The organism is Acidobacteriota bacterium (genome assembly GCA_028874215.1).
In the GTDB taxonomy this organism is placed as follows: Bacteria; Acidobacteriota; UBA6911; order RPQK01; family JAJDTT01; genus JAJDTT01.
Genome location: JAPPLF010000003.1, coordinates 181089 through 207579 on the forward strand (window position 1 = coordinate 181089; position 26491 = coordinate 207579).

Genomic DNA, 26491 nt, shown 5'->3' on the forward strand with positions numbered 1-26491 from the left:
CCGTCTTCTTTCATCGGGGATGTAGAGGGAGGATTGCCGACCCCTTTACGAAATATTCTCTTAAGTATCTGATAATAAGAGAGTTATAGTCTATTCTTCCGAACTGGTTCCCTCATTGCATCCCACGTCCTAAACGGGATTCCATGCGACCGTATTGGAGGTTCGTGGACCCCATGGACGAGTTTCGAGCTTCGACTCCAATGTCTGAAGAGCTTGTGCGCTCCGGGAATTGGGGACCTACATTCGGTGCCGACCGGGGCCGTTTGGCCAGTACTTGCTGAAGACGTATCGGCTTCTACCCCGGCGATCCTTCACCTTCTAGATGCCCATGCATCTCCTTCTTTCCGGATCCGGGTTCTTCGGCGTGGGACGGATCGTACCACGGCTTCCAGAGAATCAACGCAGGCGTTCAAGTCCTCCGTGCGAAGGAGTCCGGCAGGCGGTGTCGAGTCCGGCTCTGGCGTTGATGAGGTTCAGCTCGGCCAGTTTGAGAATCGTGCCAATGGCCCTGCCCAGATACTGGGCGGCGGTGGACCCTCTGAAAAGCCTCCGGTCGGGCACCTTCCGGAACCTGAACGTAGACACGCCTGCGAGGGGGAACGGTGGCCAATGGCCCCCCTCAGTTTTGGCCAGAGAGCCAGGATGTCAGCCATACGTCGTGCTCCGCGCCGCCAGACTCATCGGATTCAATCAAGTCCCCCCGCCGATTTATGCCGATGCCTCACAGCAGCGGAGAAAAGGTACAAGCTGGGAGGATCGATCGAGGTCGAAAGCCGGCTCGATGGCGCGGGCAGCCTGCTGGAACCCAAACTTGAAATCACGCCACCGGCTGCTAAGGGATTTCCAGTTCTTCGAAGGTCAGATTCAGGATCGGATATTCTGACCAATCCTGGTAGTCGAAGTGCCACCATTCGTAAGGGTAGTTGGTAAATCCGTGCCTCTCCATGACCGTTCTGAGACGATTCCTGTTCTCACGCTCTTGAGCAGCTACTCCATCGTAGTCGGGGTAAGATCGCTCAGTGAATTCATCGTACCCGCTTCCCATGGCAGCCGGACGGCCCGATTCCAGGTGATAAAGGGTAGTGACCGGAAAGCGGATCCAGCAGAGTTGGGGATTTCTTGTCAACCAATGATCAATTTCAGGCGGTTTCACGGGTGTCGTTGCAGTTCTCCAGAAACCGGTTTTCCCGAAGACTGCCAGCTCAAAGTATGAATGTTTTGACTCCCAAGGACTCGGCCCAGTCTCAGACCGCCAGGACCATTAACTCCAACGTCTCGCATCGGACTAGCGCGGACCAATGGAACTCATACGGTTCCTGATCTACCCAACCCGCTGCCCGAGTCCATGGTAATCTCGCTCCAAATGATGCTCCCATGAACATGAAAAAGATGCAGCGACGAAGTTTTCTAAACAGTTCGATTTGGCTTGGTTTTGGAGGAGTTCTTACTGGTACATCACAGAAGACCGGACCAGCGCTTGTAAAACCACGGCGGTTTCGTAAAGGAGACAAGGTGGCACTCATCAATCCTGCCGGTGCCATCGCCCACCGGATGGATTTGGAAATCGTCCAGGAAAGTCTGGAAGCTCTCGGCCTCAGGGTGAAGCTGGGGAAGCATGTCATGGACCGACGAGGGTATCTAGCCGGCAGCGATGAAGATCGAGCCGCCGATGTGAACCGCCAGTTCGAAGATTCCTCGGTAACTGGCATCATCGCCGTTCGGGGAGGCTGGGGATGTGCCCGTATCCTGCCCCTTCTGGATTACCAACTCATCGGTCGGAATCCCAAGATTCTGGTGGGGTACAGCGATGTGACGGCACTTCTACTGGGTATTCATTCCAAGACGGGGCTGGTCACCTTCCATGGGCCAGTCGGACTCGGCCCTTGGAATAGCTTTACAGTGGAACACTTCACCAAAATTCTTTTTGAAGGTCAGGCGGCCGAGTTGTCGAACCCTAAGGTTCTCGACGACAATTTGACCCAGGTCCAGAACAGAATCCAGACCATCGTCCCGGGAGTTGTCCGCGGTCGAATGCTGGGTGGCAATTTGACTGTTCTCTCAGCCATCGTAGGGTCTTCTTACCTGCCTGAATGGAATGATGCGATTTTGTTCCTGGAGGACATCCAGGAGAGTATTTACCGAGTGGACCGGATGTTGAGCCAGTTGGCGTTGGCTGGCATCTTGGATGAGATAAGCGGTTTCGTGTTTGGCCATTGCACCGACTGTGGTCCCGGAGAGAGCTACGGCTCTTTGACGATCGAACAGGTTCTAGCCGACCATGTAGGCGAACGAAACCTGCCCTCCTGGCGCGGGGCTATGATCGGTCATATCAGCCAGAAATTTACCATCCCTCAGGGGATTCCGGCTGAAATCGACGCCACCACGGGAAGGATACAGTTGCTTGAGGCAGCCGTCGCGTGAAGCCGCTCATCGTCTTGACCGCCTTCCTGCAAAGGACTGATGATGGACGGGAGAGACCCCCCTGGGGGAGTTTCGCAAATGTAAGTTGCGCGACGCCGCCGTGCCGATCCGGGAGGCAATAAGGGGGGCGCTCCCGTCCACCTCCGATTTCCCCGAGCGGCACAGCGAAGCCAGGAATATGGCCGTAACTGCTTGAGCGAAAAAGCGATCGGGGAAATCGCGCGTGTAAGTCGGCAGTTCCCTGCGGTGTAAGTTGCCCTGATTGTCTCACTTACACTCCCCGATCGGCACGGAACCCCACTTTTCAGTGGTCAAGATCGAGTTCCCGGAAGCCAGCTCGAACGCCGTACCACAAAAAAGAAAATCGCCGCTCCTCTACTCCCCAGAATCCGGCTTGATGAAGAACACGTGCGTGTTGGTGTCGAGGCCGTCGTAGACGATGCTGTATTGCACCATCAGTTCATTGGGGACTTTGTCGTCATATTGGTTGATGATGCAGTTGTGACTGTACCCGTCGGCGTGCCTCGGGTCGCCGCTGACGATGATCCCGCTCCCCCAGTTGACGCCGTCGTCGGACTGGTAGAGGACGAAGCGGTCCTTCCCCTCGCCGTATTGGCCCGACCTTCCATGCAGGTAGTATTTTCCCCCCAGATAGGCCAGTTCGGGATCCCGGACCTTCTTGTCCAGGTAGGCGCGCCGCTGCTTGGTCCAGGTCCTCCCCTGATCCCGGCTGATGCAGTAATAGAGGTGGTGTTCGTCCTTCTCCGTATAGGCGCCGGCCAGTAACCGGCCGTCCTCCATGATGCACATGGCGCCGTACCACTTGTCGTCGTCCAGGGGCAGTGTGCTTCTCCGGGCCCAGCTTTCTCCGTCGTCGGTGCTGACGTACAGGACGTGGGGACCTTGGCTGATGTCGTACAGCACGAGATTGGTGTCTCCGGCCACCCCCACCGCGCAGGGATACCCGACGAAATCTCCGTCGAGGGGCTCATAGTCGATCCAGGTGACGCCATGGTCGCGGCTCCTCATGAAGCCGCTCCGGCTCCGGCCGTTGTCCACGTGGGTGAGAAACAGGACGACGGTTCCGTTCCCGGTGGTCAGCCCTTCTTCCACGATCACCGGCCGTTTCGGATCCTTCCGGTACGCCTGGTACGAATACTCGAACCTGTTGTACTTCTCCCACGTCCTGCCGCGGTCCTTGCTGAGGGCGTAATCGCTCCACCCGTCGGAGTTGTGGTCGCTGGTATTGGCATAGAAGGCCGCGATATGGCCATTCGCGTACTCCAGGCAGACGGGCCCCCCGTGCGAGCACCGTCCCGGAGCGTCGTTCTCCAGATCGGCGATGATGTTGCCGAAGATGTCGTCTCCGAGCCGGGTGGCAGGATCGTGATCGTAGATCGACGCCCCTTCGATGGGATGGTATTGGACGTCCTCCTGCCCGGTTGAAGGACCCTGCGCGCACCCGGCGAGGACGGAACCGACCAGGAACAACAGGAAAACGGAAGACGGTATCGAGCGATTCATGGCGACTCCTTTCCCGCTCGTGGCTGCTCTCGCCGGACGACCGATCCACCAGTCGCCCCGGCCGCAACCGGCATCGAGCCTTTTGGTGCGGACTGCTAGAATAGCCTCCATCTTCTGAAATGAGAAAACGTTCGCGGAATATCTGCCCCTGGGCTCGAATTCGTGATTCGGCGAGGCCGCCGGTCGCCTGTTTCGTGATCCTGAGTGTCCTCCTGTCGCCTCTGGTCATTGCGTCCGCCGCTCAGGATTCGAAAGTCGACTTCCAACGGCAGATTCGGCCCCTGCTTTCCGACGCCTGTTTCCAGTGCCACGGACCCGATCCCAAGGTCCGCATGGCCGGGCTGAGGCTCGATCTGCGTGAGGACCTCTTCCAGGCGCGGACCTCCGGAGCGCCCGTCGTTCCCGGAGATCCGGACAACAGCCTGATCATTCAGCGCATTTCACATGAAGACGCGAACCTTCGCATGCCTCCCGCGTACTCGCAAAAGACGCTCAGCGACGACCAGATCGACCTGGTGCGCCGTTGGATCTCGGACGGGGCCGTCTGGCAGCAGCATTGGGCATTCACACGTCCGCGCCGACCGGATCTGCCCGAAGTGAAGGACAACTCCTGGCCCCGGCAGGATCTGGACCACTTCGTCCTCAGCCGTCTGGAATCCCAAGGTCTGGCTCCTTCGCCTCCCGCGGAAAAGAGCCGGATCCTGCGCCGGGTGACGTTCGACTTGACCGGGTTGCCGCCGACCCTGGACGAACTGAACGCCTTCCTCTCGGACCCGTCCCCCGCCGCCTATGACAAGGCCGTCGACCGGCTTCTGGCCTCGCCCCGCTACGGCGAACGCATGGCGGCCGTCTGGCTCGATCTGGCCCGCTACGCCGATACCGACGGCTATCAGGACGACGAGCCGCGAATCATGTGGAGATGGCGCGACTGGGTCGTCGACTCGCTGAATCAGAACCTCTCCTTCGACCAGTTCACGATCCAGCAGTTGGCCGGAGACCTGCTGCCTGACCCGAACCCGGAACAAAAACTGGCCACCGGTTTTCTGCGCAACAACCGGGTCAACGGCGAAGGCGGGTCCATCGCCGACGAGTTTCGCGTCGAGTACGCCGTCGACCGCGTCAACACCGTCTCGACCGCCTGGATGGGGCTCACGGTCGGCTGTGCGCGTTGTCACGATCACAAGTACGATCCCATCTCCCAGACCGAGTTCTACCGCCTGTTCGCCTTCTTCAACAAAATTTCCGAACCGGGCACCTATCGGCGTAGCGCCGCGCCCACCATCAAGGTGCCGCCGCGAGTCGTTCAGCGCCAATTGGACCGGATCCATCGAGAGCTTCAGGTCCTGGATCGGGATACACCTGCGTACACCGAGCTCGAGACCCGGCATCGGCGGCTGTGGGAACAGGTTCCCGCCACCATGATCATGCGGGAGGACGAGGCCCGGGAGACCTTCGTCCTGGGACGCGGACAATACGATCAGCCGGGCGCCAAGGTGACTCCGGGCGTCCCCGAGATCCTGCCCCCTCTGCCGCCGGGCGGGTCGGCCGATCGTCTGCTGCTGGCCCGGTGGCTGGTGGATCCGTCCCATCCCCTCACCGCGCGCGTGGCGGCGAACCGTTTGTGGCAAACGCACTTCGGGTCGGGACTGGTGCCGACGCCCGAGGACTTCGGCGTTCAGGGAGAGCCACCGACCCATCCCCTTCTGCTCGATTGGCTGGCCAGCGAGCTGATCCGGCTGAAATGGGACGTCAAGGCCTTCCAGCGAATGATCGTCACCAGCGCCACCTACCTGGAATCATCGAAGCTCACGCCGGCCTTGCTGGAGAAGGATCCGGCCAACCTTCTCCTGGCGCGGGGTCCAAGATTGCGTCTGCCGGCCGAGATGATTCGGGATCAGGCCCTGGCGGTGAGCGGTCTTCTGGTCGGGTCGGTCGGAGGACCGTCGGTCAAACCCTATCAGCCGGCCGGAATCTGGGACGAGATCGCAGGCGGCTCCACCGGCGCCTACAAGAAAGGCTACGAGCAGGGGACCGGCGCCCGTCTCTACCGCCGCAGCCTCTACTCTTTCTGGCGGCGCACCATTCATCCTCCCGGGATGGAGGTCTTCGACGCTCCGAGCCGGGAGGTCTGCACGTCACGGCGCGAGCGAACCAACACGCCGCTCCAGGCGTTGACGCTCATGAACGACGTGACCTACGTCGAGGCGGCTCGTGCTCTTGCCCAGCGTCTGATCCGGGAGGGCGGTCCCACCGACGAGGACCGCGTGGAATTCGGTTTCCGGCTGGTCACTTCGCGCCGGCCCGAGCCCGCGGAAATCGAGGTGCTGAGGCGCGGTCTCGAGCGCCATCGGTCGGCCTACGAGAACGATCCCGCGGCTGCCGCGAAGTTGGTCAAGGTTGGCGAGTCCGCATTGGGTCCTGAGATGGACCCCGTGGAACTGGCCGCCCACACCGCGCTGGCGAACGGACTATTGAATCTGGACGAGACCATCAACCGGGAGTGAAGAAACCGATGACTTCTCCCACGCATCCAATCGCCAAAGCCCGAGAGCTGTTGACCCGGCGTCACTTCTTCGGACGGTCGGGGATGGGAATCGGCGCGGCGGCACTGAACTCACTGCTGGCGGACGACCTCTTCGCCACCCCGTTGGGGAGTCCCGGAGCCGCAGCCGGTGCTTCGGGTCCACCCCACTTCGAGCCCAAGGCCAAGCGGGTGATCTATCTGTGCCAGGCGGGAGGACCGGCCCAGATGGACCTCTTCGACTACAAGCCGGGCCTGAAGAAAATGTTCGACGTCGATTTCCCCGACTCGGTACGGCAGGGCCAGCGCCTGACCACCATGACCTCGGGCCAGGATCGTTTTCCGGTGGTGCCCTCCATCTTCGAATTCCGCCGGCACGGAGAGTGCGGCGCCTGGGTCAGCGAGTTGCTGCCCCACACGGCCGGCGTGGTCGATCGGCTCTGCCTGATCAAGTCGATGCACACCGAGGCCATCAACCACGACCCCGCCATCACGCTGATGCAGACCGGCTTCGAGCGGTCGGGCCGGCCCAGCCTGGGGGCGTGGCTCTCCTACGGATTGGGAAGCGGGAACCGGGACCTGCCCACCTTCGTGGTCATGACCTCCAACTCCAAGTCAGGGTCGCAGCCGCTGTACAAGCGCCTGTGGGGCAGTGGTTTCCTGCCCACCCGGCACCAGGGGGTGAGGTTCCGGGGCGTCGGCGATCCGGTCCTCCACCTCTCCAACCCGCCGGGAATGGACAGCGCCACCCGGCGGCACATTCTGGACGACGTCGCCCGGTTGAACGAGTTGAAGCAGGCCGAGTTCGGAGACCCTGAGATCGCCACCCGAATCGCCCAGTACGAGCTGGCGTTCCGGATGCAGACCTCGGTTCCCGAGTTGGCGGACCTGTCCGACGAACCGGAACACATCTTCAGGCTCTACGGTGAAGACGCCCGCGAGCGGGGCACCTACGCCTCCCATTGCCTGATGGCCCGCCGCCTGGTCGAGCGAGGGGTGCGCTTCGTCCAGTTGTTCCACCGGGGCTGGGATCAGCACCAGGACCTGCCCAAGGACCTGGCCGGCCAGTGCAAGAGCACGGACCGGGCCACAGCCGCCCTGATCCTGGATCTGGAGCAACGAGGGATGCTGGATGACACCCTCATCGTCTGGGGCGGCGAATTCGGACGGACCATCTACTGCCAGGGAGATTTGACCAAGGAGAACTACGGGCGGGACCACCACCCCCGCTGCTTCACCATGTGGCTGGCCGGAGCCGGAGTGGCCGGCGGTCTGAGCTACGGCGAAACGGACGACTTCAGCTACAACATCGCCAAGGACCCGGTCCACGTTCACGACCTGAACGCCACCATCCTGCATCTCCTGGGCATCGACCACCTGCGGCTGACGTTCAAGTTCCAGGGCCGGGACCACCGCCTGACGGACGTTCACGGCAACGTGCTGAAACCGCTCCTGGCGTAGGACGAGAAAAGAGAAAGGAGCGACGACATGGAGCGACGACATGGAGCGGCGGCACGGAGCGGCGGCATGGAGCGGCGGTTTCCAACCGCCGAAAAGGGGGGTTAGGGGGACGGAGTCCCCCCTTACGCTTCCGCCGCAGTATAAACTCCGTCGACCTGTTCAAGTCGATTGCCAGGAACACCGTAGGTAAACCAATTGATCTTCAGACCTTCCACTTGGAAAAGCCTGGTCCTTCTAACCGCCGTCCTGGCGCTGGCAGCCTGCAGCCACGACCCCTCGGAGAAGGGAACCAACCCCTACGGCCTGACCGAGCGGACCCTCTGGACCACCTCGCGCGTCATAGGATCTCCCGAACCCCCACCCCGATATCGCCTCCGGCGCGTTTTCCCCCAGCACACCTTCGAGAATCCCATCTTCATCGCTCAGGACCCCAATTCGGAGCGCCTGCTGGTGGCGGAGTACGGAGGCCGGATCTACAGCTTCCACGGAAACAACCCCGAGGCCGGAAAAGACCTCTTCCTCGACTGGAACCGCCGGGTCTCCGCCTTTTCTTTCCATCCGCGCTACCGCGACAACGGCCAGGTCTTCGTCTTCAGCCCCACCAACCCCAAGCTGGAAGACCGGAAGGATGAAGACGGCAACCGGATCAAGCAGCTCAGCCGGGTCTCCCGATTCGAGCTGGAACCGGGCAGCGACCCACCACGCCTGCGTCCCGAATCGGAACGGATCATCATCCAGTGGCCCGCGGGAGGCCACAACGGCGGCGAAGCCATCATCGGTCCGGACGGCTACCTCTACATCTGCACCGGGGACGGCACCAGTACCTCCGACCGGGAGCACACCGGCCAGGACATCGACGACCTGCTGGCAGTCATGATGCGGCTCGACGTGGAGCGGCCGGACCCGGGCCGGGCCTATTCCATTCCCCCGGACAACCCCTTCGTCGGCGTGCCCGGCGCCCGGGAGGAAATCTGGGCCTACGGCTTTCGAAATCCATGGCGGTTCAGCTTCGACCCGATCACGGGACAGCCCTGGGTCGGGGACGTGGGTCAGGATCTCTGGGAGCTCATCGAGCTGGTCAGCCGGGGCAGCAATCATGGATGGCCCGTGATGGAGGGCTCACACCCCTTTCATCCCAAAACGAAGCCGGGTCCCACTCCCATCGTCTCCCCGGTGATGGAGCATCACCATCGTGAGGCCCGCTCCATCACCGGCGGCTACGTCTACCAGGGAGACAAGTTTCCGGAGCTGAGAGGCGCCTACCTCTACGGGGATTACTCGTACGGGAAGATGTGGGGGTTGCGGTACGACCACGACCGGAAGGAAGTGGTCTGGCACCAGGAACTCGCCGACTCGTCCGTCAACATCGTCAGTCTCGGCGTCGGGCGAGACGGTTCCTTCTATGCGCTGGACTACGACACCGGGGAGGTCTACGAATTGGACCACCGGCCGGCGCCGGAGAAGATGCCGCCCTTTCCGCGGAAGCTGAGCGAGACCGGATTGTTCGCATCGGTGAAGGACCATCGGCCGGCTCCCGGCGTCATCCCGTATACGGTGAACGTCCCCTTCTGGTCCGACGGCGCCGCCAAGGAGCGGTTTCTCGCTCTGCCGGGCGAGATGCAGGTCAAGTTCAACGAACAAGGCACTTGGGAGTTTGACCCCGGCGCGGTGATGGTGAAGTCGTTCACCCTGGAGGCCGAGGAAGGCAACCCGGAGACGCGCCGGTACATCGAAACCCGGCTCCTGGTGAATGAGGACGACCGGTGGGTGGGATACACCTACGCCTGGAACGACGAGCAGACCGATGCCGCATTGGTGGAAGGGGACGGCCGCGACCAAACCTTTCGGATTCGGGACGGCCGGATGCCCGGCGGAGAGCGAAGCCAGGTCTGGCGCTATCCCAGCCGCGAGGAGTGCATGTTCTGCCATTCCCGCGCGGCCGGCTTCGTGCTGGGAATGAACACCCGGCAGATGAACCGCGACCAGGACTACGCCGGGACCACGGACAATCAGCTCAGAACACTCGACCACATCGGAGTCTTCAACGAACCGCTTGAGAAGCCCCCCGCGGAATACCCGGCCCTCCCGGACCCCTTCGGCACCGATGCGGACGTGGAGGCCAGGACCCGTGCCTATCTCCAAGTGAACTGCGCCATGTGCCACGCCCCGAGCGGCGGAGGAAACTCCCGATTCAACCTGGTCTACACGGCGGAACCGGACAAGGTCCGTCTGATCGACGAGTCGCCGATTCACGACACCATGGGAGTGGCCAACCCCCGGCTGGTGGCCCCGGGCGACCCTGACCGGTCGATCCTCTACCGGCGGCTGTTGGTACGAGGCCTGAACCAAATGCCCCCGACCAGCACCAACCGAATCGACCAGCGCGGCGCGGAGCTGGTAGCAGAATGGATCCGGAACCTGGAAACCGAGTCCAAACTCGCCGCAAAAGCGCCAGAAGGGGCGACTTTCAGTCGCCCAGTGGAACGGCGGCTTCCAGCCGCCGAATAGGAGACGACTTTCTTGAGGCCGAACGGGAACAATGTTTCGTTTCCGCTAAATGCGAGCGACATATTCGTGCCACTAAGCGGAAGCAACACTTTCTTGTCTCCGGCTGGGAACGGCGGTTTCCTAACCGCCGAACTCCAAAGTAACAACCCAATGAGTTCGTAACGGGCGACTCAAACCCGCCCCCCTAAACCGATGGCAATATCCAACAATTCCCTCCTGAGCATCTGTTTGCTCCTCCCCTTCCTGGCCTCCCTCCACGCCCAAAGCAAGCCCCGCCGGGTCACTCCCCTCTTGGAACAGGAGACCCTGCAGCAGGGGCTTCTCCACCACCTGCTCGGCGAATACCTCGTGTCGCGATCCCCAAAATTACCACCCGTCCCCGCCCACGCCGAAGAATGGACGGCCCAAGCAAACGACATCCGCAGAAAGCTCCTCCAGGACGTCGTCTATCGCGGCTGGCCCCGCGAGTGGGTCGAGGCCCCCCTTCGCTTCCACGAGGTCGGTCCGCCCCAACAGCACCGCGGCTACCGCCTCCAGAAGCTCCTGATCCAAATCGTCCCCGGCCTGCAGATCTCCGCGTTGCTATACGAACCGGCGGGAGACCGGCATCCCCTGCCGGCGGTCCTCAACGTGAACGGCCACGCCCGGGGCCCTGGCAAGGCCGTCGAATACAAGCAGAAACGATGCATCAGCCTGGCTCGCCAGGGCGTAATGGCGCTGAATCTGGAATGGCTGGGCTGCGGTGAGTTGAATCTTCCCGAAAACAGCCACTGGTTCGGCGCCCATCTCGACTTGGTGGGAGCCAACGCCATCGGCCTCTTCTACCTGGCAATGCGGAAGGGGCTCGACTACCTGGAGCAGCATCCCCGGGTCGACCCGCAGCGCCTGGCCGTCACCGGGCTCTCGGGCGGCGGTTGGCAGACCATCATCCTCTCCTCCCTGGATGAGCGAGTCGCTGCGTCCATACCGGTCGCCGGCTACTCCGCCCTGATCTCAAGAGTCGAACGGCCGCAGGACACAGGGGACATCGAGCAGAACGCCACCGACCTGCTCCGGGGCCAGGACTACTCGACGTTGACCGCCATGCGCGCCCCCAAGCCGACTCTCCTGATCTACAACGCCGAGGACGAATGCTGTTTCCGAGCTCCCTTGGTCCGGCCCTACATCTACGATGACGTCAAGCCCTTCTTCGCCCTTTTCGGCAAGGGAGACCACCTGGGCTGGCATGAAAACACCGATCCCTCCACCCACAACTACCAACTGGACAACCGGCTCCAGGCCTACCGCCACCTGTCCCGGCATTTCGGACTCGGGCCCTGGGACCGGGAAGACCCCGTCGACCGGGAGATCCAGAGCTACGAGGATCTGGTGGTCGGAATACCGGAGGACAACCTCACCATCGTGGGAGTGGCGCGCCAACTGGCGAACCAGAAGCTGCAGGAAGCGGCTCCGGACGAAGGCCGGGCGGCTGAAGATCTCAAGGACCGCCGGGCCCGACTTCGATCACTGGTCCGTTTCCAGCCGGTCAAGGTCAAGCATGGCTGGGCGCTCCACAACACCAAGAACCGGGGGGTGGAATCGTATTCCTATCGAATCCATTTCACCGACGGACTCGCGGCGTCGGCCCTCTGGGGGAAGGGAATCGACACCCCGGAAGGCGCTCCAGCGTCGATCCTGATTCTTGACGAGGGCAAGGCGATGGCGGGCCAGCAAGCCTCGGACCGGATCAACTGGGGGGAGCAGGTGCTGACAGTGGACCTGATCCTGACCGGGGAAGCACAGCCGCAGAGAAGGAATACGTCGGACTCCCACCGATACGCTCAGCTCATGGCCACAGTGGGGGACCGCCCGCTGGGCATTCGAGCTTCACATCTGTTGGCCCTGGCCAAATGGCTCAAGGACCATCACGGCGCGCCGGAAGTCCGGGTCGAAGCCCACGGTTTCCGGAGCCAAGTGGTCGCCCTTCTGGGCGCTGCACTGGACCCAACGGCATTTTCGGAGGTCAGAGTCGACCAAGGCATAAAGAGCCTGGACCACCTTCTGGCCAAGCCGGTCCCGTACGAGGAAGCTCCGGAACTGTTCTGCCTGGGGCTCTTCCCTGAATTCGATCTGGAGCGCTTGATCCCGTTGGCCGAACCGGTCCGGGTAGTGCAGCGGTTCGACTCATCCGATTCTGGAGATTGAGTCTCCAGCGATCACACGGCGTCCTGGGAGCGGGGACATTCTTGTCCCCGTCTTAATCGTCGATGCAGAATCGGCGGCTGGAGAGCCGATGCTCCCAGACACCCCGGCCTTCTGACTGGATGGCGCTGGTCTGGGGCCGGTGGGGGGCTCCTTACGAGGATTTTTGCCCCTCAATTTCATGTAACGATGACCTTCTCCTCATGGCAGCCGCCTACCGAAGCCAGCAGGGCGTCTCGCCGGTTGAGTTCAAGCGCTTCGGAGAGCGTCTCGGCGAGGCTATTTATCAACTCCTCATGTGTGCGTTCCTGACAATTCACGCCGGAGACTTCCTCAATCCAGCCGATCCACCATTCACCACGATGCTTCACGATGGTCGTGTATTCCATGTTTGCTCTTTCTCTCCACGAAATCAGTACGAAGCAAGAGTCGTCATGGCATTCAACCGTCCCTGCATCCCGGCGAACTGGGTTGCTCTGGACAGGACAGGGACTGTCCCTTTCCCGCGCGGATACACGCGCAGAGAAGGTGACTCTCCCCTCTCGCGAGCCCTGGGCAAGGTCAACATGCCATGGAGTCGCCGTTCATGATCGAGTCGACGAATATCCTGAAACTGGGACTCCGTTCCGCGATGGTGCTGGTGTTAAGAATCTTCGCGATCTCTTCAGAAATCCGGGCCGTATAGACCCGGTTTCCGAGCAAATGCTTGAGGTGAAGCTTCGGATTTCGGATCTCGTCCGGTTTCGATGTGTCCACCTGCCCAAGGTCTCGACCCAAGTATTCTCTGAGATTCCTGGCGTCGGCGAAATACCACGCTTCCAAGTGGTGTTGCGCATAGGCGTACAGAACACATGCCTCGATTCCACGTAGCCTTGCAGGAAGTCGACTCTGAATTGGCGCCAAGACCTCATCAGGATGCGTGCCATCGAGATCCATGACCATGATGAACTTGTCGGGTGGTGAATTCAGGTTTTCATACCATACTGACTTGATGAGTTTTTCTGCCATCATCAAGTTGAGCAACTTGTTCCTCGGCGGTATGCGCACATCGTCTACGGTGATACCGTGATCCTGCAGGTGACGAACCAAGAAAGGCAACGCTCGACGTTCGGTTTCACCGGGCGCTATGATGACGACGCTTTTCTTCATCCTTTAGTCGCTACCAAATCCCTTTGTTTCGTAGAACTCTCCGAGACCGAATCCGGACTCGTTCAATGCCCTTTGCACGCGTTCCGGATTCTCCTGGCTCAAGACCGTCGTGCCCAATTGGGAGTCGCGCCGGACGACGCGAACCGCTTCCGGTCTGTTCAGAAAGTCGAGAAGCAGAGGAGAGTGGGTCGTCACCAGGAACTGGACGCGGGGACACTCACTCTGAAGGTGATCCAGAAACGCAGACAACGCTGTCGGATGGATGTAGTTCTCAGGTTCCTCGATACCGATCAGATTGGTTTCGGGCTCCGAGTGCAGCGCCGTCATCAGCGCTAACAGGCGCAAGGTCCCGCTGGATGCTCCCATCTGGTGCACCGGCCACTCAAGCCCCGGCTCCTTCTGGACAAAATAGAAGCGATCCTCGGATTCTCGCGGGATTATGTTTACGGGAAGCCCGAGAATCGATCGTGTCGATTCTACGACGCGGTTGAATGTCTCCGGAGAATCGGCATTGAGCGAATGCAGCGTCCCGCCCAGATTGCGGCCGTAGTGGTCGAACCTTCCCGAATCCAATCCTGCCCAATCGCGGCGGAGTAAAAACGGATTGGGATCGAAGAACCCCCACCGGCTGATGAACTCGGCCACGTCGCGAGCCCGAAAAGATGCATCGGCTGCCGCAGCGGTCAGTGCGCATGATGTCGGTCCCTGCTTCAGCGCGACTCTGCCCTGTTCTCCGGACCACCACCAGCCGCTACCATTCTTGGCCTCCAGCAGATGCTCTGGCGGACGGTCATGGTGCAGCTCATTGACATGCTCTTCGGTGTAGAACCCGGAGCCACGCCGGACGATGCAGAGTTCCCATTCGAACCTCCTTTCGCCGTCTTCAAGGTGGACTTTCAGCCTAATCTGCTGTGCCCCCAATCCCTTCCATGCCAAGTGGATAAAGCCACCCCGTGAAAATACCGGCTCTCGAAAATCGCGCGCTCGCACGGCTTCACTCAAGAAACGGAGCGCGTCGAGAATAGTGCTCTTGCCCGCCGCATTAGAGCCAATGAACAGATTGAAATCGTTCAGTTCGATGCTCTGATCAAGAAGGCTGCGGTAGCGATTCGCGTGAAGTTTCAGGAGCTTCATGGGTAAGATCAAACTACCACAACGACCGACGGTGGGGGCCCGCCTGTGGAGCATTTTCCGAGAGCGTCTCCAGCGATCAAGCGGTTCCGGGCCCCATGACGACTTGGAGCGCAGAGATCCTCGCAGAGAACCTGACTGTCCCCTTCTCCTCCATGCTCTGGGTTGGACGCCGCGGGTCTTTCGAGGTCATGGTGGAGAAGCGACAGAGAAGGTGACTGTCCCCTCCTCACACACGTGCCATGCGCGCCGTCGAAGATGACTTCCCGCGGCGACCGCACCCGCCGCTTGCGCTCCAAGGCGAACTCCAACCGCTGCTCCATAAACCGCCGTTTCAGGCGCTCGACCGTTCGGGCCCAGACACCCAGCGCCTCGGCCACCCGGCGCCCGGTCGCACGACGAGAGCGCCCGCACGTACAGGAACCGCTTCCCGGTGGTCTTGGTCGCAGCCCGGGTCAATACCTCCAATTCCCAACGCTCTTCCGCAGTGAGCGTGACACGATAGCGTGGTGCCGTGAGAACCCCTTCTTCCGAGTCCTCCAGCCTCCTGCCATAATTTGCGCCCAATTTCATGTCATGGAGTACCAGCCGCGGTCCGAGCGGCCAAGGCGCGATTGGAGACGGCGCAATGAGCGGCAGATCGGGCCCGGGGCTGGAAACCGGGACAGGATCGGCCTGCGAAGAGTGGGCCACGCTACAAACGAGCGTGCCGGGAACCGGGTCCGAAGGAGCAGAGCAACTTCACAGAACGGGAGAGCGGGAGTCATGACTGACCAGTGCAATCATCGTACAAGGCCCGGGAAGAGGATCTTGATTCTCCTTGGGTCCTGGCTGTGGGTTTTCGGCTTTGCACCGCAACTCCACCTTCTTGCCACCGGCGAAATGACTACGGTGAGGTTGCAACGCCTGACCGTTCGTCTGGAACAGCCCATCCAGGTGACCCAAACCGTCGGTCATGCCTGGTTTCCAACTCTGGCCAAGTTTCCTTCCGGTGAGTTGATGGTGACCTATGCCGTGTCAGCGGATTCCAACGCGAATCCCTATTCGGTTCGCGGTTTTCAGACCTCCAGAAATGGCGGCCGCAGCTGGGGACACCGCTATGACCTCATCCCCGACCTTCAACCATCCATTTTCGTACCTCAGGCAGATGGATCTCTACTGGCCATCCTGGCCCATCTCTACCAACCCGATCGGGAGGAAAGACACAACCTTCACACCAGCTACACTCTTTTCGAGCGCGGCGGGAGCCGCGTTGTTGTGGAACCGGGCGGTGTGCGGGTAGCGGACTGGCCTTGGCCGGTGGGCACGTTTCCGAGCCAGATCCCTCGAACCAACTGGATTGCCCGACTGAAGTTCTGCGGCGATGCTCTTCAGATGGGTGATCGTCTCCTGGCCAACGGGTACATGAGGACCGGGGGGAACCTGGAACCTCGAAAGGAAGAGAAGGTAATCAGCCTGCTCTTTGTTTCTGAGGACAAGGGACGGACATGGCGCTACTTTTCAACCGTGGCTGATCCTTCAGTGATGACTGCCGACGCCCGGAGGCGGGATCCTGAAGATCCGCGCTACCAGGGTCGGCCCTGGCCTCAAGAACTCTTGGAAGCCAGTGAGACCTCGATGATCCAGCTCGCCGATGGAGACCTCATGGCTGTGTTTCGAGTCGGCCATTTCCTGGACCTGGGCCGGACCTACAGCAGTGATGGAGGCCGTTCCTGGACCCGGGTGGAGCCCATCCCCCCCTTCAGCGTAGCGCCGAGCATGGTACGCACCCGGAATAACACCATCGTGCTCTCCAGCGGCCGCCCCGGTCTACGTGTCTGGTTCTCGACCGACGCTCGGGCGCAGACTTGGCAGGACATCGACATCCTCGAACATCACAACCGTTGGGCTCCAGACGCCAGCTATCGCATTTCCCAGCAGGGCCGGAGGGGCGGAAGGGGTCAGACCACCTCTTACACGGAGATCGTGGAGATCTCGGCCAACCGGCTGCTGCTGGTGTACGACCGCGCTCCCTTCGGCTGGGATCCAACGCCCATCGATTCCGGCGAACGAAGCCGCGTTTTCGTTTTACCGATCGAGGTGCAGCGCGATTCGGATCTATAAGTCTGACTAACGACCTTTGCCACACCCCCGATTCCTAAGAAACATCGTCTTTTCTTTTGGGCATTATCCAGAGAACTTGACTCCTCCTACTCCCGGTCCCTGGAAAAACCACGGTATATCCAACCGATGGACCAACCGAGTGCGAGTTCGAACAGGCAAGGAGCAAGCCAGAACCAAACCCATCAGATCCATGATGGCTGACTGAGGAAAAACTGTTGAGAAGCCTGTACAAGACCTATGGAAAGACTGTTAACTGATGTGGATAAACGACTTACGGGATTTTTCTGTTGACATGAAAACTCTAGCAGCCTACCCTGACGCCGTGTCACCGAATATGCTCTCCATGCCAGACTGGATGGCAACCGGAGGAGGTATGGAAACAGGACCGAATGCTGGAGCTTTCCCAGATGTGGACGAGTTCACAGGCGGAATCGTGTCAGTATTCGCCGTTACTATCGGGTCTGACTTTCTTGGGAGGAACAATGAGCAAGCGTATTTTTGACTGGACCGATGATCGAATCAAAGCGCTCGGCGATGCCGTTGTTGAAGCCGGCAAGGAACGCAGGAAGTTGCTGGAGGGAAATCTCCGGGAACGTCACCTGAATGTACCTAACCGCATCCGCGTAACATTGGGATCGGGATCGTTCCAGCAAACCGATCAGATCTCGGATGTCCCGAACGTCGAGAGGCCGGGCACGGAGCAGGAGGGTTCGGTCGAATCCGATCCCGATGATGAAGTCGGCTGCATAGTTCCGTCCAGCAGAGATGGACAGCCTAGTTTCAGGGTCGAAATTAAGTTCTTGTGATTTATTCAATTCCATGGTCTCCCGAGCTTACTGGGTGTCCGTTGGAAAATTCAAGGAAATTTTAACAGGCACCTTCAACCGCCTTCTCATGTTTCTCCTCCCCAGAAGAAGGGCAAAATGTTCAATCAGGTGCCCCCGTCCCTGTCAAGTCTAATTCTTCCGAGACTTCCCCCGAAAATCGTCGGATCTGCACTCGAATCTGGGCGGCTACTTTGCCACTATGCATTTGGGTCCCTCCGCTGTAACTGGTTCTTGGAATTGGGCTTCCACTAAATCAGTCTACCGCTCCGGGACCCACATTCTTTCGTGGCGAAAGTTCCCCCATTTTTCGAAAATTCAACCGATTCCACTTGTCGAATCTTCTTATTCTCCTATTATCAATGGCTTACGATGATTCCCCCTCAATTTTTGGGGGAATTCCTGAGACAGACTCCTCCCGCCATCATTCGCAGGGAACCTTGTGTCGGGCTCTCCGCTGAATAGAACAGTCCATATACCCAAGGGACGGGTAGCTCCCGCCCTTTTGGACCAACAGGCGGGCATTCCTACAGTTTCTCTGTGTGATGATGGCAGGCCCGACTCCCGTGCGGAGTCGGGATTGCAGAGGGGCGCACCGGCAGCACCCTCAATGATCTAGCCCTCTCTTGCAGGGAGTCCCCATGGCCAGCAGCACCCGAGTCATCAACACCAAACTCGCCGGCGTCAGCCGATCCAATCCGGACGGCACCGAACGCCAGGACATCATCAAGGATCTAACCATGGGAGAGTTGGTCCTCCTGGTTCGAGACCATGGGAATGAATACGACTTGTACGCGACTCAGGTGCAGACGCAGTCGGGGGAGACCATCGGCTGGGTGCCTCGACAGAAGACTCCCTAAGTAGGTGCATGGATAGACGCTGGAAATCTTGCCATTGCCGACCGCGCCGCAAAGTGACTGTCCCCTTTTCGTGTCCCGGCAAGGCGGGTGTGTCGACAAACCTGACGTTGGCGTTGGAGGACATCGGCTGGGGTGCCGCCGAACACTGGATGCGGATGCAGGCGAGCTACGAGCTTGCGCAGGCGCGGCGCGACCGGACGGCTGCGGCACGGAGCACAGGGGAGCTGCACGCATGATCAAGGCTCGCGCGGGTGCGCCGGCTCGCGTGGTTTCGGATCTTCAACATCGCGTGGATGGTGGTCACGGCACTTCCTCTTGTAATTCCGACCAGCCAGAGAGCGCAGAAAAGGTGACTGTCCCCTTCTTGCCCGTCTTCGGGGACCGCGTTTTCCAAGAGTCTCAAGCATCTCCAAGCAGCCGTGGCCCTGTTCTTTGCTCACTACAACTTCTGCCGAATTCACGGCACGCTGCGAGTGCCCCCCGCCATGGAAGCCGAACTCACGGATCATGTGTGGGGCATGGAGGAGATGCTGCGGGCGACGTGAACTGCGGTTTTTCGAAAAGTGGAAGTGAAAATTCCCGAGTGTGATATGGGTAGTGGAGAGGCCCCGTGGACATTCTCGGAAAGTCGCTCGCCTAGCAAAGCGTGAGATCCCGGTTCGAATCCGGGCGAGGCCTTGAACTTGAACCCTACTTCAATCGGTGGGATGGAGCAACGACGGTTTGGCTACTCATCCTTTGAAATTCTTGATAGGGCTGCCATTTCAAGTGCGCTTGCAATCTCCTGGCATAGTGCCGCAGCATCGCACTCATTGAGGATCAAATGCAGCCCACGACAGTCGTCCCGAGGCTCCACAGGGACATGGCCAATACTCTCGCAGTGGACATTTCTGTATGCCTCGACAGATAGGACTACGTAGGTGCCCATGTCTCGCCGTTCTGGGATTGGGTGTTGATTGCTTGAATACGCCACCGAACCGCTCTTTCTAGGTACTAGGCGGACTTGGCGGTATTCGGATTTCGTCGTGTCGGTTATCACAGTTCGTTCCTCCTACGAACCCCAGTATAGTTCAGCATAGCGTAGGTGTACGTAACTCCACCACCGATGAACAGGCGTCCTGATTTTTCGACTGGATTTTGATACAGTCAGGAGGAGCCCGTGTAGCTCAGTGGAACAGAGCGCCCGGTTGACTACCTGGGGGGTCGCACGGTTCGAATCCGGCCACGGGCTCCATTCACCCAACCACTGAGTGCATCACTCAGGAGTTCAGGATAACTCAGTCAAATAGGGGTTGACAAGCGAAAACTGCATTTTCTTGCAGACCACTTTGTACTTCCCTGCACCTGTTCGCCCGTAGACGACGCTGGATGCACATGTGGATTTGGGAAAATATACAGAATTGTCGAAACATATCCACCAACGCTCTGTGGTTCCACTACCTTCAGCCGAAGCAGACTTGACAAGTTCTGCCCGTTCATGGCATTCTCCACTCATCTGGCGTGACTGCTGCGATGCGGGTGGTGTTGTTCATGTTCCCCCACGTTGCAGCACTGCTCGTCTCCCTTGGCGAGCCTATACTCTCTATACTTCTTACATTCTCGTGTTGTTGTTAGATCCCTGCTCTGCTGGATAGCAGAACGGTGAGGAGTGTGGACGCGGCTGCTCCCGAAGGACCCAAGCAGGTGGCTGAGGCCGCCGTATTTGTCCTGCTTCGGGGCGTCGTATTCTATTTTTCTCAAAGTGAGTGGGAGAATACCCGAGTGTGATAAAGGTAGTCGGCGGCGGGTTGGCAGAGCGGTCTAATACTCCCGACTTATAATCGGGCGACCCAGCTAGCTGGTTTGGGTCCGCGGGTTCGATTCCCGCACCCGCCGCCAGATTGCATCATGCCTCAGACGAAGAACGAGAACAACTAGTTCGGTGCCAAGCAGAGCTTCCACAACATTTTCTTAACCCACTACCCAGCGCTTTGAATCGTCGGATTCTGGTAATTGAGGCTATGGAGATCAAGCGGCGCCGCTCCCCTTGACCACCGCCCGCATGGTGCTTATGTGCTCGGGCATCGAGGCGCAGCAACCTCCGATAATCTGCGCTCCCATCCGTTTCCAGGTCAGTGCGAACTCGGCCATCCGTGAGGGCGTGTATTCGGCGTTCTGCAGAATATCGGGACCAGAGCTGACCTTCTGGTTAGTCAGCATAGGAGGGTTAACTATCGGGCCCGTGGGATTGTAGCCCAGGTTGGGATAGGCTCCGACCGGACCGGAGAAAGCCCTCCGGAGCCGCGGCAATCCGGCTGAGATCGCCTTCGGATTGCTGCACATTAGCATGATCGCGCCCACGGGGCGGCACTCCAAAGCCTCGACCAGATCTTCCAGGCGCTCGCCGTATTGCATCGTGCCGTCCGGCCGGGTATGCCGAATGCCCAGAAATACGGTTGCGCCCGCCTCAGTACAGGCATCGACGGCGGTCAGGCAGTCCTCGATGAAGCTCAGGTACTCGGCCTGGATCAAATCCACCGCCATCTCGACCAGGAGCTTGGCGTGTTCCGCCCACTCCCGAAAACAGGCCTCCCTACCCATCTGCCGGGTGTCGGCCACCGGGCTCGATTCCGGCGGTCCCTGCAAGGTGGAAGCCGCGATGCCACCTGCCACGTAGGCCGCGGGATTGAGTTTGTCCCGGGCCTTCAGCGCATTCTCGGCGGCCGCCCGCGCGTAACGTTTCCACTACCGGCCCAGCCCGCACCGCTCCAGCCGGGTGGGCGCCGTCCAGAAGTTGTTGCTGGTGATGATGTCGGCCCCGACGCGCAGATAATCCTGATGGACCTGTCGCACGACGTCGGCAAATTCGATGTTCGCGGTCGCCGACCATGACCGCCGCAAGGTGACTGTCCCCTTTTCGTGTGTCCGCTTTCCGCATGGACTGGCACGGCCAATGCGGAATCTGAAGACCACCAGCCCGAGCCCTTGATGACCGTACGGCACCGTGGCAAAGCAGCCGACTTCCTTTGACGATGCCCTGCTTGACAAGCGCCGTCTGCGCTCTCTCAGGTCGGACCTGTTAGCGGCGCGTAACGCTACGGGTTTTCGTTTGCATCCATTGAAGGGCGACCGAGCGGGTCAATGGAGTGTGCGTGTATCGGGCAACTGGCGCGTGGTGTTCCGCTTCGAAGACGATGATGCCGTGGATGTGGACTTAGTCGATTACCACTGATGGAAGGAGGAAAGATCATGAACAGCACCGGCAGCGAGCGCGTGGGTCCGATGCTGAACCCCCCGCACCTTGGCGAACTGATCCGTGAGAGCATGGACGAGGTCGGCTGGAACGTGACTGAGACGGCGGCGCGCCCGGGATGCGAGCGGAGCACCCTGTCGCGTCTGCTGAACGGCAAGGCGGGTGTGTCCGCGAACATGGCACTCGCGTTGGAAGCCATCGGCTGGTGTACGGGCGATTACCGGGTGCGGATGCAGGCGAGCTATGAACTCGCGCAGGCACGGAGGGCACGCGGGTGGCAAGAGGACATGAGCGGACGCGGTACGGTCCCACGATAACACCGTGGAACTCAAGTGCATTCCGGCGGTCGCTGGTGGATCGGCCACTTCGCGGCCACGTCCCGTGTTCGGTACACGCACGTAAAAAAAGTCACTCAGAAGAAGTGACTGTCCCCGTCTCGTCGCCGCCTTACGGAGTTAGTGGGGCATCGGTTTCGCTCCTCTTGCCGAGTTCAGTGCCCCAAAATTCGGCAATCTGCGATGGGCCGGCACACCTCAAGACCCGACCCTGACCGTCGACGTTGACAGTCGCCTGGACCGGGACGCCCAATTGGGAGCGAGGCGGACAGTTCCCTCCTCAAATGCTCCAGCCTTATCGTGTCCTGTGAATGTCGGCTTTAAACTTGAGCCATTCGTTCAACTTGTCCTCATGGTCTCCAAGTACAAATGCCTCCAATGGCACGCCTCTGTCTTCCCAAAGATTGCTTTCAAGCATTTCGGCATACCAGTCTAGGAGTGCCATTTTCATCACTTCGAGGGGTGCCCCATAGACAGGCCGCAAATGCTCGATCCAAAGCTCAATCTCTTTTGCCGTAATTTTCCCTCCTTTTGCCAATAGATCTGCGATTTTGACCAACGGCCTTGATACGTTTTCATCAATGACCTGCTCGGGCTCGCTCCAATGGGCGGCACCCAAACAGTCGGTGTAAAAACCAATTTGTTTGACTTGGTCAAGGAGTGCTGTGTGTGGCGCTGTGACGTCAGTTGCAGGCCGCAGTGAATCTAAATCTCGCGCCCCTTTTGCGACGAGATCCGGCAGTATCCAGGCTGCGTTTTTGTGGCGGTGGGTCCTATAATCTTTCCAGCTGCGGCTACGCACTTCCTTGTTAGGCGACATCGCGAGTCCGCGCAACACGCTCAATTTCCCACTTTCTTCAATTGATAATGCTGCGATCGAAGCTGCCGTAGGGTAGCGACCCGCATCGAGAAGTAGTTTGGCGTCGTCTGCCAAACGACGAGCGTTGCGACGGGCGGCATTCATGCCGTCGGCGATTTGTACAGCACTTAGTTTGCCTCTGTACTGCAGCAATCTTTTCTTAGCCATTCTCGAACCTTACCTCCGCGGGCATAAACCTTGAAGAGCAAGTCCGTTTTCACGCGACCAGGACGCGGGGACCGGAAGGGGACTGTCCTTCTCACGAGGCCAGATCCGCTTCGTGATGTAGTTTTTTGGAATCAAGGAGTTATATTGTCTCTATGTCTGAAACTTCGGTTTAAAGATTTTCGGAGCCATCGCAAGTACGGTTAGGAGGATGGTCCCGTCTCTCTGTCCGCCAACGCCTCTAGGATCGTAAACTCCTCTATGGGCATGGACGGGTTCTTACGCAGGCAAGCCAAAAAGAGGTCTGGCTGTCGCAGCATGTAGCGGGCACCCATGATCGTTCCCTTGCTGACGCCCTTGGTCGCCCCGGTCACGAGCCCTCTGTTCGAAAGGCCCACATCCTTCCTCATTGCGAGGATGAGTTTGCCCATCACCTGCATGGATCGAGACATTTCCCCCACCGTCTTGGTGTTAGTCGGCAAGGTGCTCAGAGACAGGAAGCCGCGCATGACCTTCGGTCCGCCCCAGAACAGGATCCGTCGCTTCCACTCCTTCATTATGGGTATCATCTCCTCGGCCGGGATGTCTTCAGAGCCCATCTTATCCAGAGTACCCATGAACTCGTTAAACAATTCCACCTTCGCATCCCTGAACTGCGCCTCTACCGAGTGTTTGTGTTCAATGAACTTGACCCAAATCGCGCCCGAGGCTACGAGCGTGCCCGTAATCAACGCGGCGAACACGCTCTTATCGAGGCCTGATAGCTCCGACCAGACTGCCCGCAATACCCACCACGTTCCAAGCGCCAAAATGGCCAATAGAATCAGACCGAGAAGTCCTTTCCCCACTTCCTTCAGTTTGCTCAATTCCATGCTCCTCATTACCACCAACAGCTCGTGATCCAGGCCAAGGGACAAATGAAGGTTAGTTCCACTCGTCAAAGCGCTCCTCAAGGAACGCCGGGATGGATCTGTTCAGCGACAGTAGATATCTTCTGAGAACTTGGCGCTCTATTTCGAGGGTGTAACGTTTGTCTGGACGTCGTTCACCATCTCCTGTTAGGAAACCGGCTTTGAAGGACAGCGTATCATGCCCAGGCTGATCTTTTTTGTCGAGACCTTCCTTCTCGATTGTTTTGAGGAGCTGATCGTATTCCTCACGAGCCTCTGTCGGCAAAGGCCATGCGGGGTTCGCCCGAGCCAAGTAACACGCTGCTTCATAGAGCTTGAATTTTTGAGTTCTAGCCCCAGGGATCTCCCAGGATTCGAGCGGCACGCTCGTTCGTTCATCGAGAGTTCCATTAGGCTCGGTTGTTCCCCAGCGGGTTCTTACATATTTCACGGCTTCGCTGATGGGTAGAGCGCGGGTCGAATTGCCCGTTCGAAGGTAGAGGGTTTCTTGGTTCTGGGACTCCTTCGCATAGACTGGATCGTTGCTGGGTTCGACTGTAATTTGGCAAATGTCCTCACCATCGACCTCGTGAAAAGTAACCTCCAGGTACGCGGTGGCTGCTCCGCCGATTTGGCCCACAATGAGATTCCAAAAATGGAGCTCGAACCCATCGCGGTTTTGCCTTTTCGGCGGCAGTGTCTTGATGTCGTCCGCGATCCCAACCGCCGTCCCTGCGTCGCTAATCCCGATTAGGAGGGTTCCTCCCACCCCATTGAGAAATCCGGCTAGTGTCTTGACAACAATGCTCTGGAGATTCTTATCGAGTTGTTTCCGGCGCCGGTTCCAACGGAGACTCGCCTTGAACTCCACTCTCTCTCCCTCACCTGCATCCAAGAGCTGGCGCAGGTCCTCCTTTGCGGTCACTGTGTTTTTTTCTTCATCAGAAATTCCTATGGTCAGCGTGATGTGGGTGTATCCCGATTTTCCACTGCGGTTCGACTGATCTGCTTCAGAAGCTTGTCGAAGAGCGGCGTCAGGTCGAAGAGATTGGTGTCCCCGGTTCGGATCTCACGCCGCAGGTATCCCTTCAGTTCAAGGGCTAGCCTGGCGCCTAACCCTCTCGACCGTCATTTATCCTTTCCGGCCCTTCCGTGATTTCCTTGCATTTGCCCTTCTCGATCTCCCAGCATTGACGGAACCTTTCTGAACGGTCCGAGCTGAAACGCGCCTCGTATGACAGCACAGAGCTGATTCTCGGAACTTGGAGTTGGAAAAATTCATCAGGTGCCAAGGAATTCCTTTCGTCAACTGTGTGTCCTTCATTGAGATTCAACAGTTCGACGTTTTTCGCGTTGCCCCCTTTATTCTCGACTTTCCAATCCCACCAATTTCCAGGTAAGGCGATTCTAAGAGTAAGACGGGGAATGGAATGCTGGTGGTCTGCGGTTACTTGCTCTTGTAACAATTCCGTCTGCTTGCCGAGTTGTTTCCGTGTAAGCGCTAGTTCCTCGCGCTGAAGGCGGAGTTCTCTGGACTGTAGAAAATACCCGTATACCAACCAACTGAAAGCCAGGGGCGTGAAGACGCCTGCGAAGAAATCTCCCAACTCGTTGAGATCGCCTCTCCTCAAGAGCACCCAAACATCGTTACTACGAAGAAAGAGTATTGCAGCGAAATAGAAAATGCTCAGGAAGATCATCACGAAAATTCCAGCATGCTTCATTCATTTTCCCTAATGGTAGTCATTTCCCAAACAGCGAAGCGGGAGGGCTTACACTTGCGCCAGAGTCGTCCTCGATCATAGCTTTCTGACGGCCCCAAGCGGTCGGGATCGGCCCCTGCGGCCGATTTGAGTAGAATTCCCGGAATTTCCGAAAATTCAAGTCCCGTAGACGGCCTATGTTGGCAAAGTGACAGTTCCCTCGCCTGCGCTCGCTACTGGTGAAGCCGAAAGTGACTATCCCCTTCCCATCCCCGCTTGGGGTGTCGGACACTGGGCTCGTTTCCGGCGACCCCTGTTCGGTGGGAGCGGCGATGCCACCGGCCACGTAGGCTGCAGGGTGGAGGCTGTCCCGGGCCTTGAGGGTATTCTCGGCGGCCTCTCGGGGGAAGAAAGGTGACTGTCCCCTGCTCAGATCCTGTTCCTGCCAAGCTATGATGTGCCGCCACCTTGTTTGGGCGGTGGGAACTTAGCCTCTGCAAACTTCTGCAGCGCCTTCGGTGCGAAGGCTGCGATTAGGAATAGAGCAGTGAGGTACAAGCCGTTTACATCATTCGCTTTGTCATGAAGCAGCGTAATTAACCCGAATGTGATCGCCGCAATGAG

19 protein-coding genes, 3 tRNA genes and 2 pseudogenes are annotated in these 26491 nt (G+C 59.1%); 14 read left to right on the plus strand and 10 right to left on the minus strand.

Annotated features, from left to right (window positions below; translation table 11 throughout):
- Nucleotides 1–832: 832 nt before the first annotated feature.
- Nucleotides 833–1126, minus strand: coding sequence for a hypothetical protein (locus tag OXT71_00775; protein ID MDE2924921.1), 294 nt, complete (start codon nt 1124–1126; stop codon nt 833–835).
- Nucleotides 1127–1374: 248 nt separating this feature from the next.
- Here OXT71_00775 and OXT71_00780 point away from each other — a divergent pair, with 248 nt between their 5' ends.
- Nucleotides 1375–2421 carry an LD-carboxypeptidase gene (locus OXT71_00780; protein ID MDE2924922.1) on the plus strand — a complete coding sequence of 349 codons (1047 nt, stop codon included), beginning with the start codon at nt 1375–1377 and terminating at the stop codon, nt 2419–2421.
- Between the two features lie 375 nt (nt 2422–2796).
- Here OXT71_00780 and OXT71_00785 read toward each other — a convergent pair whose 3' ends face one another.
- Nucleotides 2797–3945 (minus strand): sialidase family protein, encoded by a 1149-nt coding sequence (locus OXT71_00785; protein ID MDE2924923.1) that lies wholly within the window; start codon nt 3943–3945, stop codon nt 2797–2799.
- Between the two features lie 119 nt (nt 3946–4064).
- Between OXT71_00785 and OXT71_00790 the strand changes: the two genes are divergently transcribed.
- The 4 genes from OXT71_00790 (at nt 4065) to OXT71_00805 (ending at nt 12619) form a co-directional block, all read left to right on the plus strand.
- Complete coding sequence (locus OXT71_00790) at nt 4065–6449, plus strand: PSD1 and planctomycete cytochrome C domain-containing protein (protein ID MDE2924924.1); 2385 nt, start codon at nt 4065–4067, stop codon at nt 6447–6449.
- An 8-nt stretch (nt 6450–6457) separates the two neighbouring features.
- Nucleotides 6458–7927, plus strand: coding sequence for a DUF1501 domain-containing protein (locus tag OXT71_00795; protein ID MDE2924925.1), 1470 nt, complete (start codon nt 6458–6460; stop codon nt 7925–7927).
- 195 nt (nt 7928–8122) lie between these two features.
- The gene (locus tag OXT71_00800; GenBank protein ID MDE2924926.1) at nt 8123–10435 is read left to right on the plus strand and encodes a PQQ-dependent sugar dehydrogenase; all 2313 of its coding nucleotides are present in this window, start codon (nt 8123–8125) and stop codon (nt 10433–10435) included.
- 228 nt (nt 10436–10663) lie between these two features.
- Nucleotides 10664–12619 (plus strand): hypothetical protein, encoded by a 1956-nt coding sequence (locus tag OXT71_00805; GenBank protein ID MDE2924927.1) that lies wholly within the window; start codon nt 10664–10666, stop codon nt 12617–12619.
- 176 nt (nt 12620–12795) lie between these two features.
- On the opposite strand, the gene OXT71_00810 is transcribed toward OXT71_00805, so the two are convergent.
- From OXT71_00810 to OXT71_00820, 3 genes are all read right to left on the minus strand, one after another.
- Complete coding sequence (locus OXT71_00810) at nt 12796–13005, minus strand: type II toxin-antitoxin system HicB family antitoxin (protein MDE2924928.1); 210 nt, start codon at nt 13003–13005, stop codon at nt 12796–12798.
- 172 nt (nt 13006–13177) lie between these two features.
- Nucleotides 13178–13765 carry a DUF4276 family protein gene (locus OXT71_00815; GenBank protein ID MDE2924929.1) on the minus strand — a complete coding sequence of 196 codons (588 nt, stop codon included), beginning with the start codon at nt 13763–13765 and terminating at the stop codon, nt 13178–13180.
- A 3-nt stretch (nt 13766–13768) separates the two neighbouring features.
- On the minus strand, nt 13769–14899 hold the full coding sequence (locus tag OXT71_00820) for an AAA family ATPase (GenBank protein ID MDE2924930.1): 1131 nt from the start codon (nt 14897–14899) through the stop codon (nt 13769–13771).
- Between the two features lie 879 nt (nt 14900–15778).
- Here OXT71_00820 and OXT71_00825 point away from each other — a divergent pair.
- The 7 genes from OXT71_00825 to OXT71_00855 all read left to right on the plus strand — a co-directional run bounded on the left by OXT71_00825 (nt 15779) and on the right by OXT71_00855 (nt 20561).
- Entirely contained in the window at nt 15779–16999 is a 1221-nt protein-coding gene (locus tag OXT71_00825) for a sialidase family protein (protein MDE2924931.1), read from the plus strand.
- Between the two features lie 482 nt (nt 17000–17481).
- A complete protein-coding gene (locus OXT71_00830) occupies nt 17482–17805 on the plus strand; it encodes a hypothetical protein (protein MDE2924932.1) in 324 nt (107 codons plus the stop codon).
- Between the two features lie 659 nt (nt 17806–18464).
- Entirely contained in the window at nt 18465–18683 is a 219-nt protein-coding gene (locus OXT71_00835; protein MDE2924933.1) for a hypothetical protein, read from the plus strand.
- 419 nt (nt 18684–19102) lie between these two features.
- Nucleotides 19103–19228, plus strand: coding sequence for a hypothetical protein (locus tag OXT71_00840; GenBank protein MDE2924934.1), 126 nt, complete (start codon nt 19103–19105; stop codon nt 19226–19228).
- A 59-nt stretch (nt 19229–19287) separates the two neighbouring features.
- Nucleotides 19288–19361: transfer RNA gene (locus OXT71_00845), tRNA-OTHER, on the plus strand.
- 477 nt (nt 19362–19838) lie between these two features.
- A tRNA-Val gene (locus tag OXT71_00850) sits at nt 19839–19917 on the plus strand.
- A gap of 547 nt (nt 19918–20464) precedes the next feature.
- Nucleotides 20465–20561, plus strand: a tRNA-Ile gene (locus OXT71_00855).
- Nucleotides 20562–20690: 129 nt separating this feature from the next.
- Here the strand turns inward: OXT71_00855 and OXT71_00860 are convergent.
- Nucleotides 20691–21635 (minus strand): annotated as a pseudogene (locus OXT71_00860) (homocysteine S-methyltransferase family protein).
- Between the two features lie 127 nt (nt 21636–21762).
- On the opposite strand from OXT71_00860, the pseudogene OXT71_00865 reads away from it, so the two are divergent.
- Nucleotides 21763–21894, plus strand: a pseudogene (locus OXT71_00865) (type II toxin-antitoxin system RelE/ParE family toxin).
- Nucleotides 21895–21911: 17 nt separating this feature from the next.
- Nucleotides 21912–22232, plus strand: coding sequence for a HigA family addiction module antitoxin (locus OXT71_00870; protein ID MDE2924935.1), 321 nt, complete (start codon nt 21912–21914; stop codon nt 22230–22232).
- 313 nt (nt 22233–22545) lie between these two features.
- Here OXT71_00870 and OXT71_00875 read toward each other — a convergent pair whose 3' ends face one another.
- From OXT71_00875 to OXT71_00890, 4 genes are all read right to left on the minus strand, one after another.
- On the minus strand, nt 22546–23277 hold the full coding sequence (locus tag OXT71_00875; protein MDE2924936.1) for an AbiV family abortive infection protein: 732 nt from the start codon (nt 23275–23277) through the stop codon (nt 22546–22548).
- Between the two features lie 200 nt (nt 23278–23477).
- A complete protein-coding gene (locus tag OXT71_00880; protein MDE2924937.1) occupies nt 23478–24140 on the minus strand; it encodes a hypothetical protein in 663 nt (220 codons plus the stop codon).
- A gap of 58 nt (nt 24141–24198) precedes the next feature.
- Nucleotides 24199–25089, minus strand: a complete 891-nt coding sequence (locus tag OXT71_00885) for an ATP-binding protein (GenBank protein MDE2924938.1) — start codon at nt 25087–25089, stop codon at nt 24199–24201.
- 187 nt (nt 25090–25276) lie between these two features.
- Complete coding sequence (locus tag OXT71_00890) at nt 25277–25888, minus strand: hypothetical protein (GenBank protein MDE2924939.1); 612 nt, start codon at nt 25886–25888, stop codon at nt 25277–25279.
- Between the last annotated feature and the right edge of the window lie 603 nt (nt 25889–26491).

What these genes read in the sequence shown, in the direction of transcription:
- OXT71_00780 (MDE2924922.1), top strand. Translation starts at nt 1,375, where the DNA reads ATGAACATGAAAAAGATGCAGCGACGAAGTTTTCTAAACAGTTCGATT.
- OXT71_00785 (MDE2924923.1), bottom strand. Translation starts at nt 3,945, where the DNA reads ATGAATCGCTCGATACCGTCTTCCGTTTTCCTGTTGTTCCTGGTCGGT.
- OXT71_00790 (MDE2924924.1), top strand. Translation starts at nt 4,065, where the DNA reads ATGAGAAAACGTTCGCGGAATATCTGCCCCTGGGCTCGAATTCGTGAT.
- OXT71_00795 (MDE2924925.1), top strand. Translation starts at nt 6,458, where the DNA reads ATGACTTCTCCCACGCATCCAATCGCCAAAGCCCGAGAGCTGTTGACC.
- OXT71_00810 (MDE2924928.1), bottom strand. Translation starts at nt 13,005, where the DNA reads ATGGAATACACGACCATCGTGAAGCATCGTGGTGAATGGTGGATCGGC.
- OXT71_00815 (MDE2924929.1), bottom strand. Translation starts at nt 13,765, where the DNA reads ATGAAGAAAAGCGTCGTCATCATAGCGCCCGGTGAAACCGAACGTCGA.
- OXT71_00820 (MDE2924930.1), bottom strand. Translation starts at nt 14,899, where the DNA reads ATGAAGCTCCTGAAACTTCACGCGAATCGCTACCGCAGCCTTCTTGAT.
- OXT71_00825 (MDE2924931.1), top strand. Translation starts at nt 15,779, where the DNA reads ATGACTACGGTGAGGTTGCAACGCCTGACCGTTCGTCTGGAACAGCCC.
- OXT71_00830 (MDE2924932.1), top strand. Translation starts at nt 17,482, where the DNA reads ATGAGCAAGCGTATTTTTGACTGGACCGATGATCGAATCAAAGCGCTC.
- OXT71_00835 (MDE2924933.1), top strand. Translation starts at nt 18,465, where the DNA reads ATGGCCAGCAGCACCCGAGTCATCAACACCAAACTCGCCGGCGTCAGC.
- OXT71_00870 (MDE2924935.1), top strand. Translation starts at nt 21,912, where the DNA reads ATGAACAGCACCGGCAGCGAGCGCGTGGGTCCGATGCTGAACCCCCCG.
- OXT71_00875 (MDE2924936.1), bottom strand. Translation starts at nt 23,277, where the DNA reads ATGGCTAAGAAAAGATTGCTGCAGTACAGAGGCAAACTAAGTGCTGTA.
- OXT71_00890 (MDE2924939.1), bottom strand. Translation starts at nt 25,888, where the DNA reads ATGAAGCATGCTGGAATTTTCGTGATGATCTTCCTGAGCATTTTCTAT.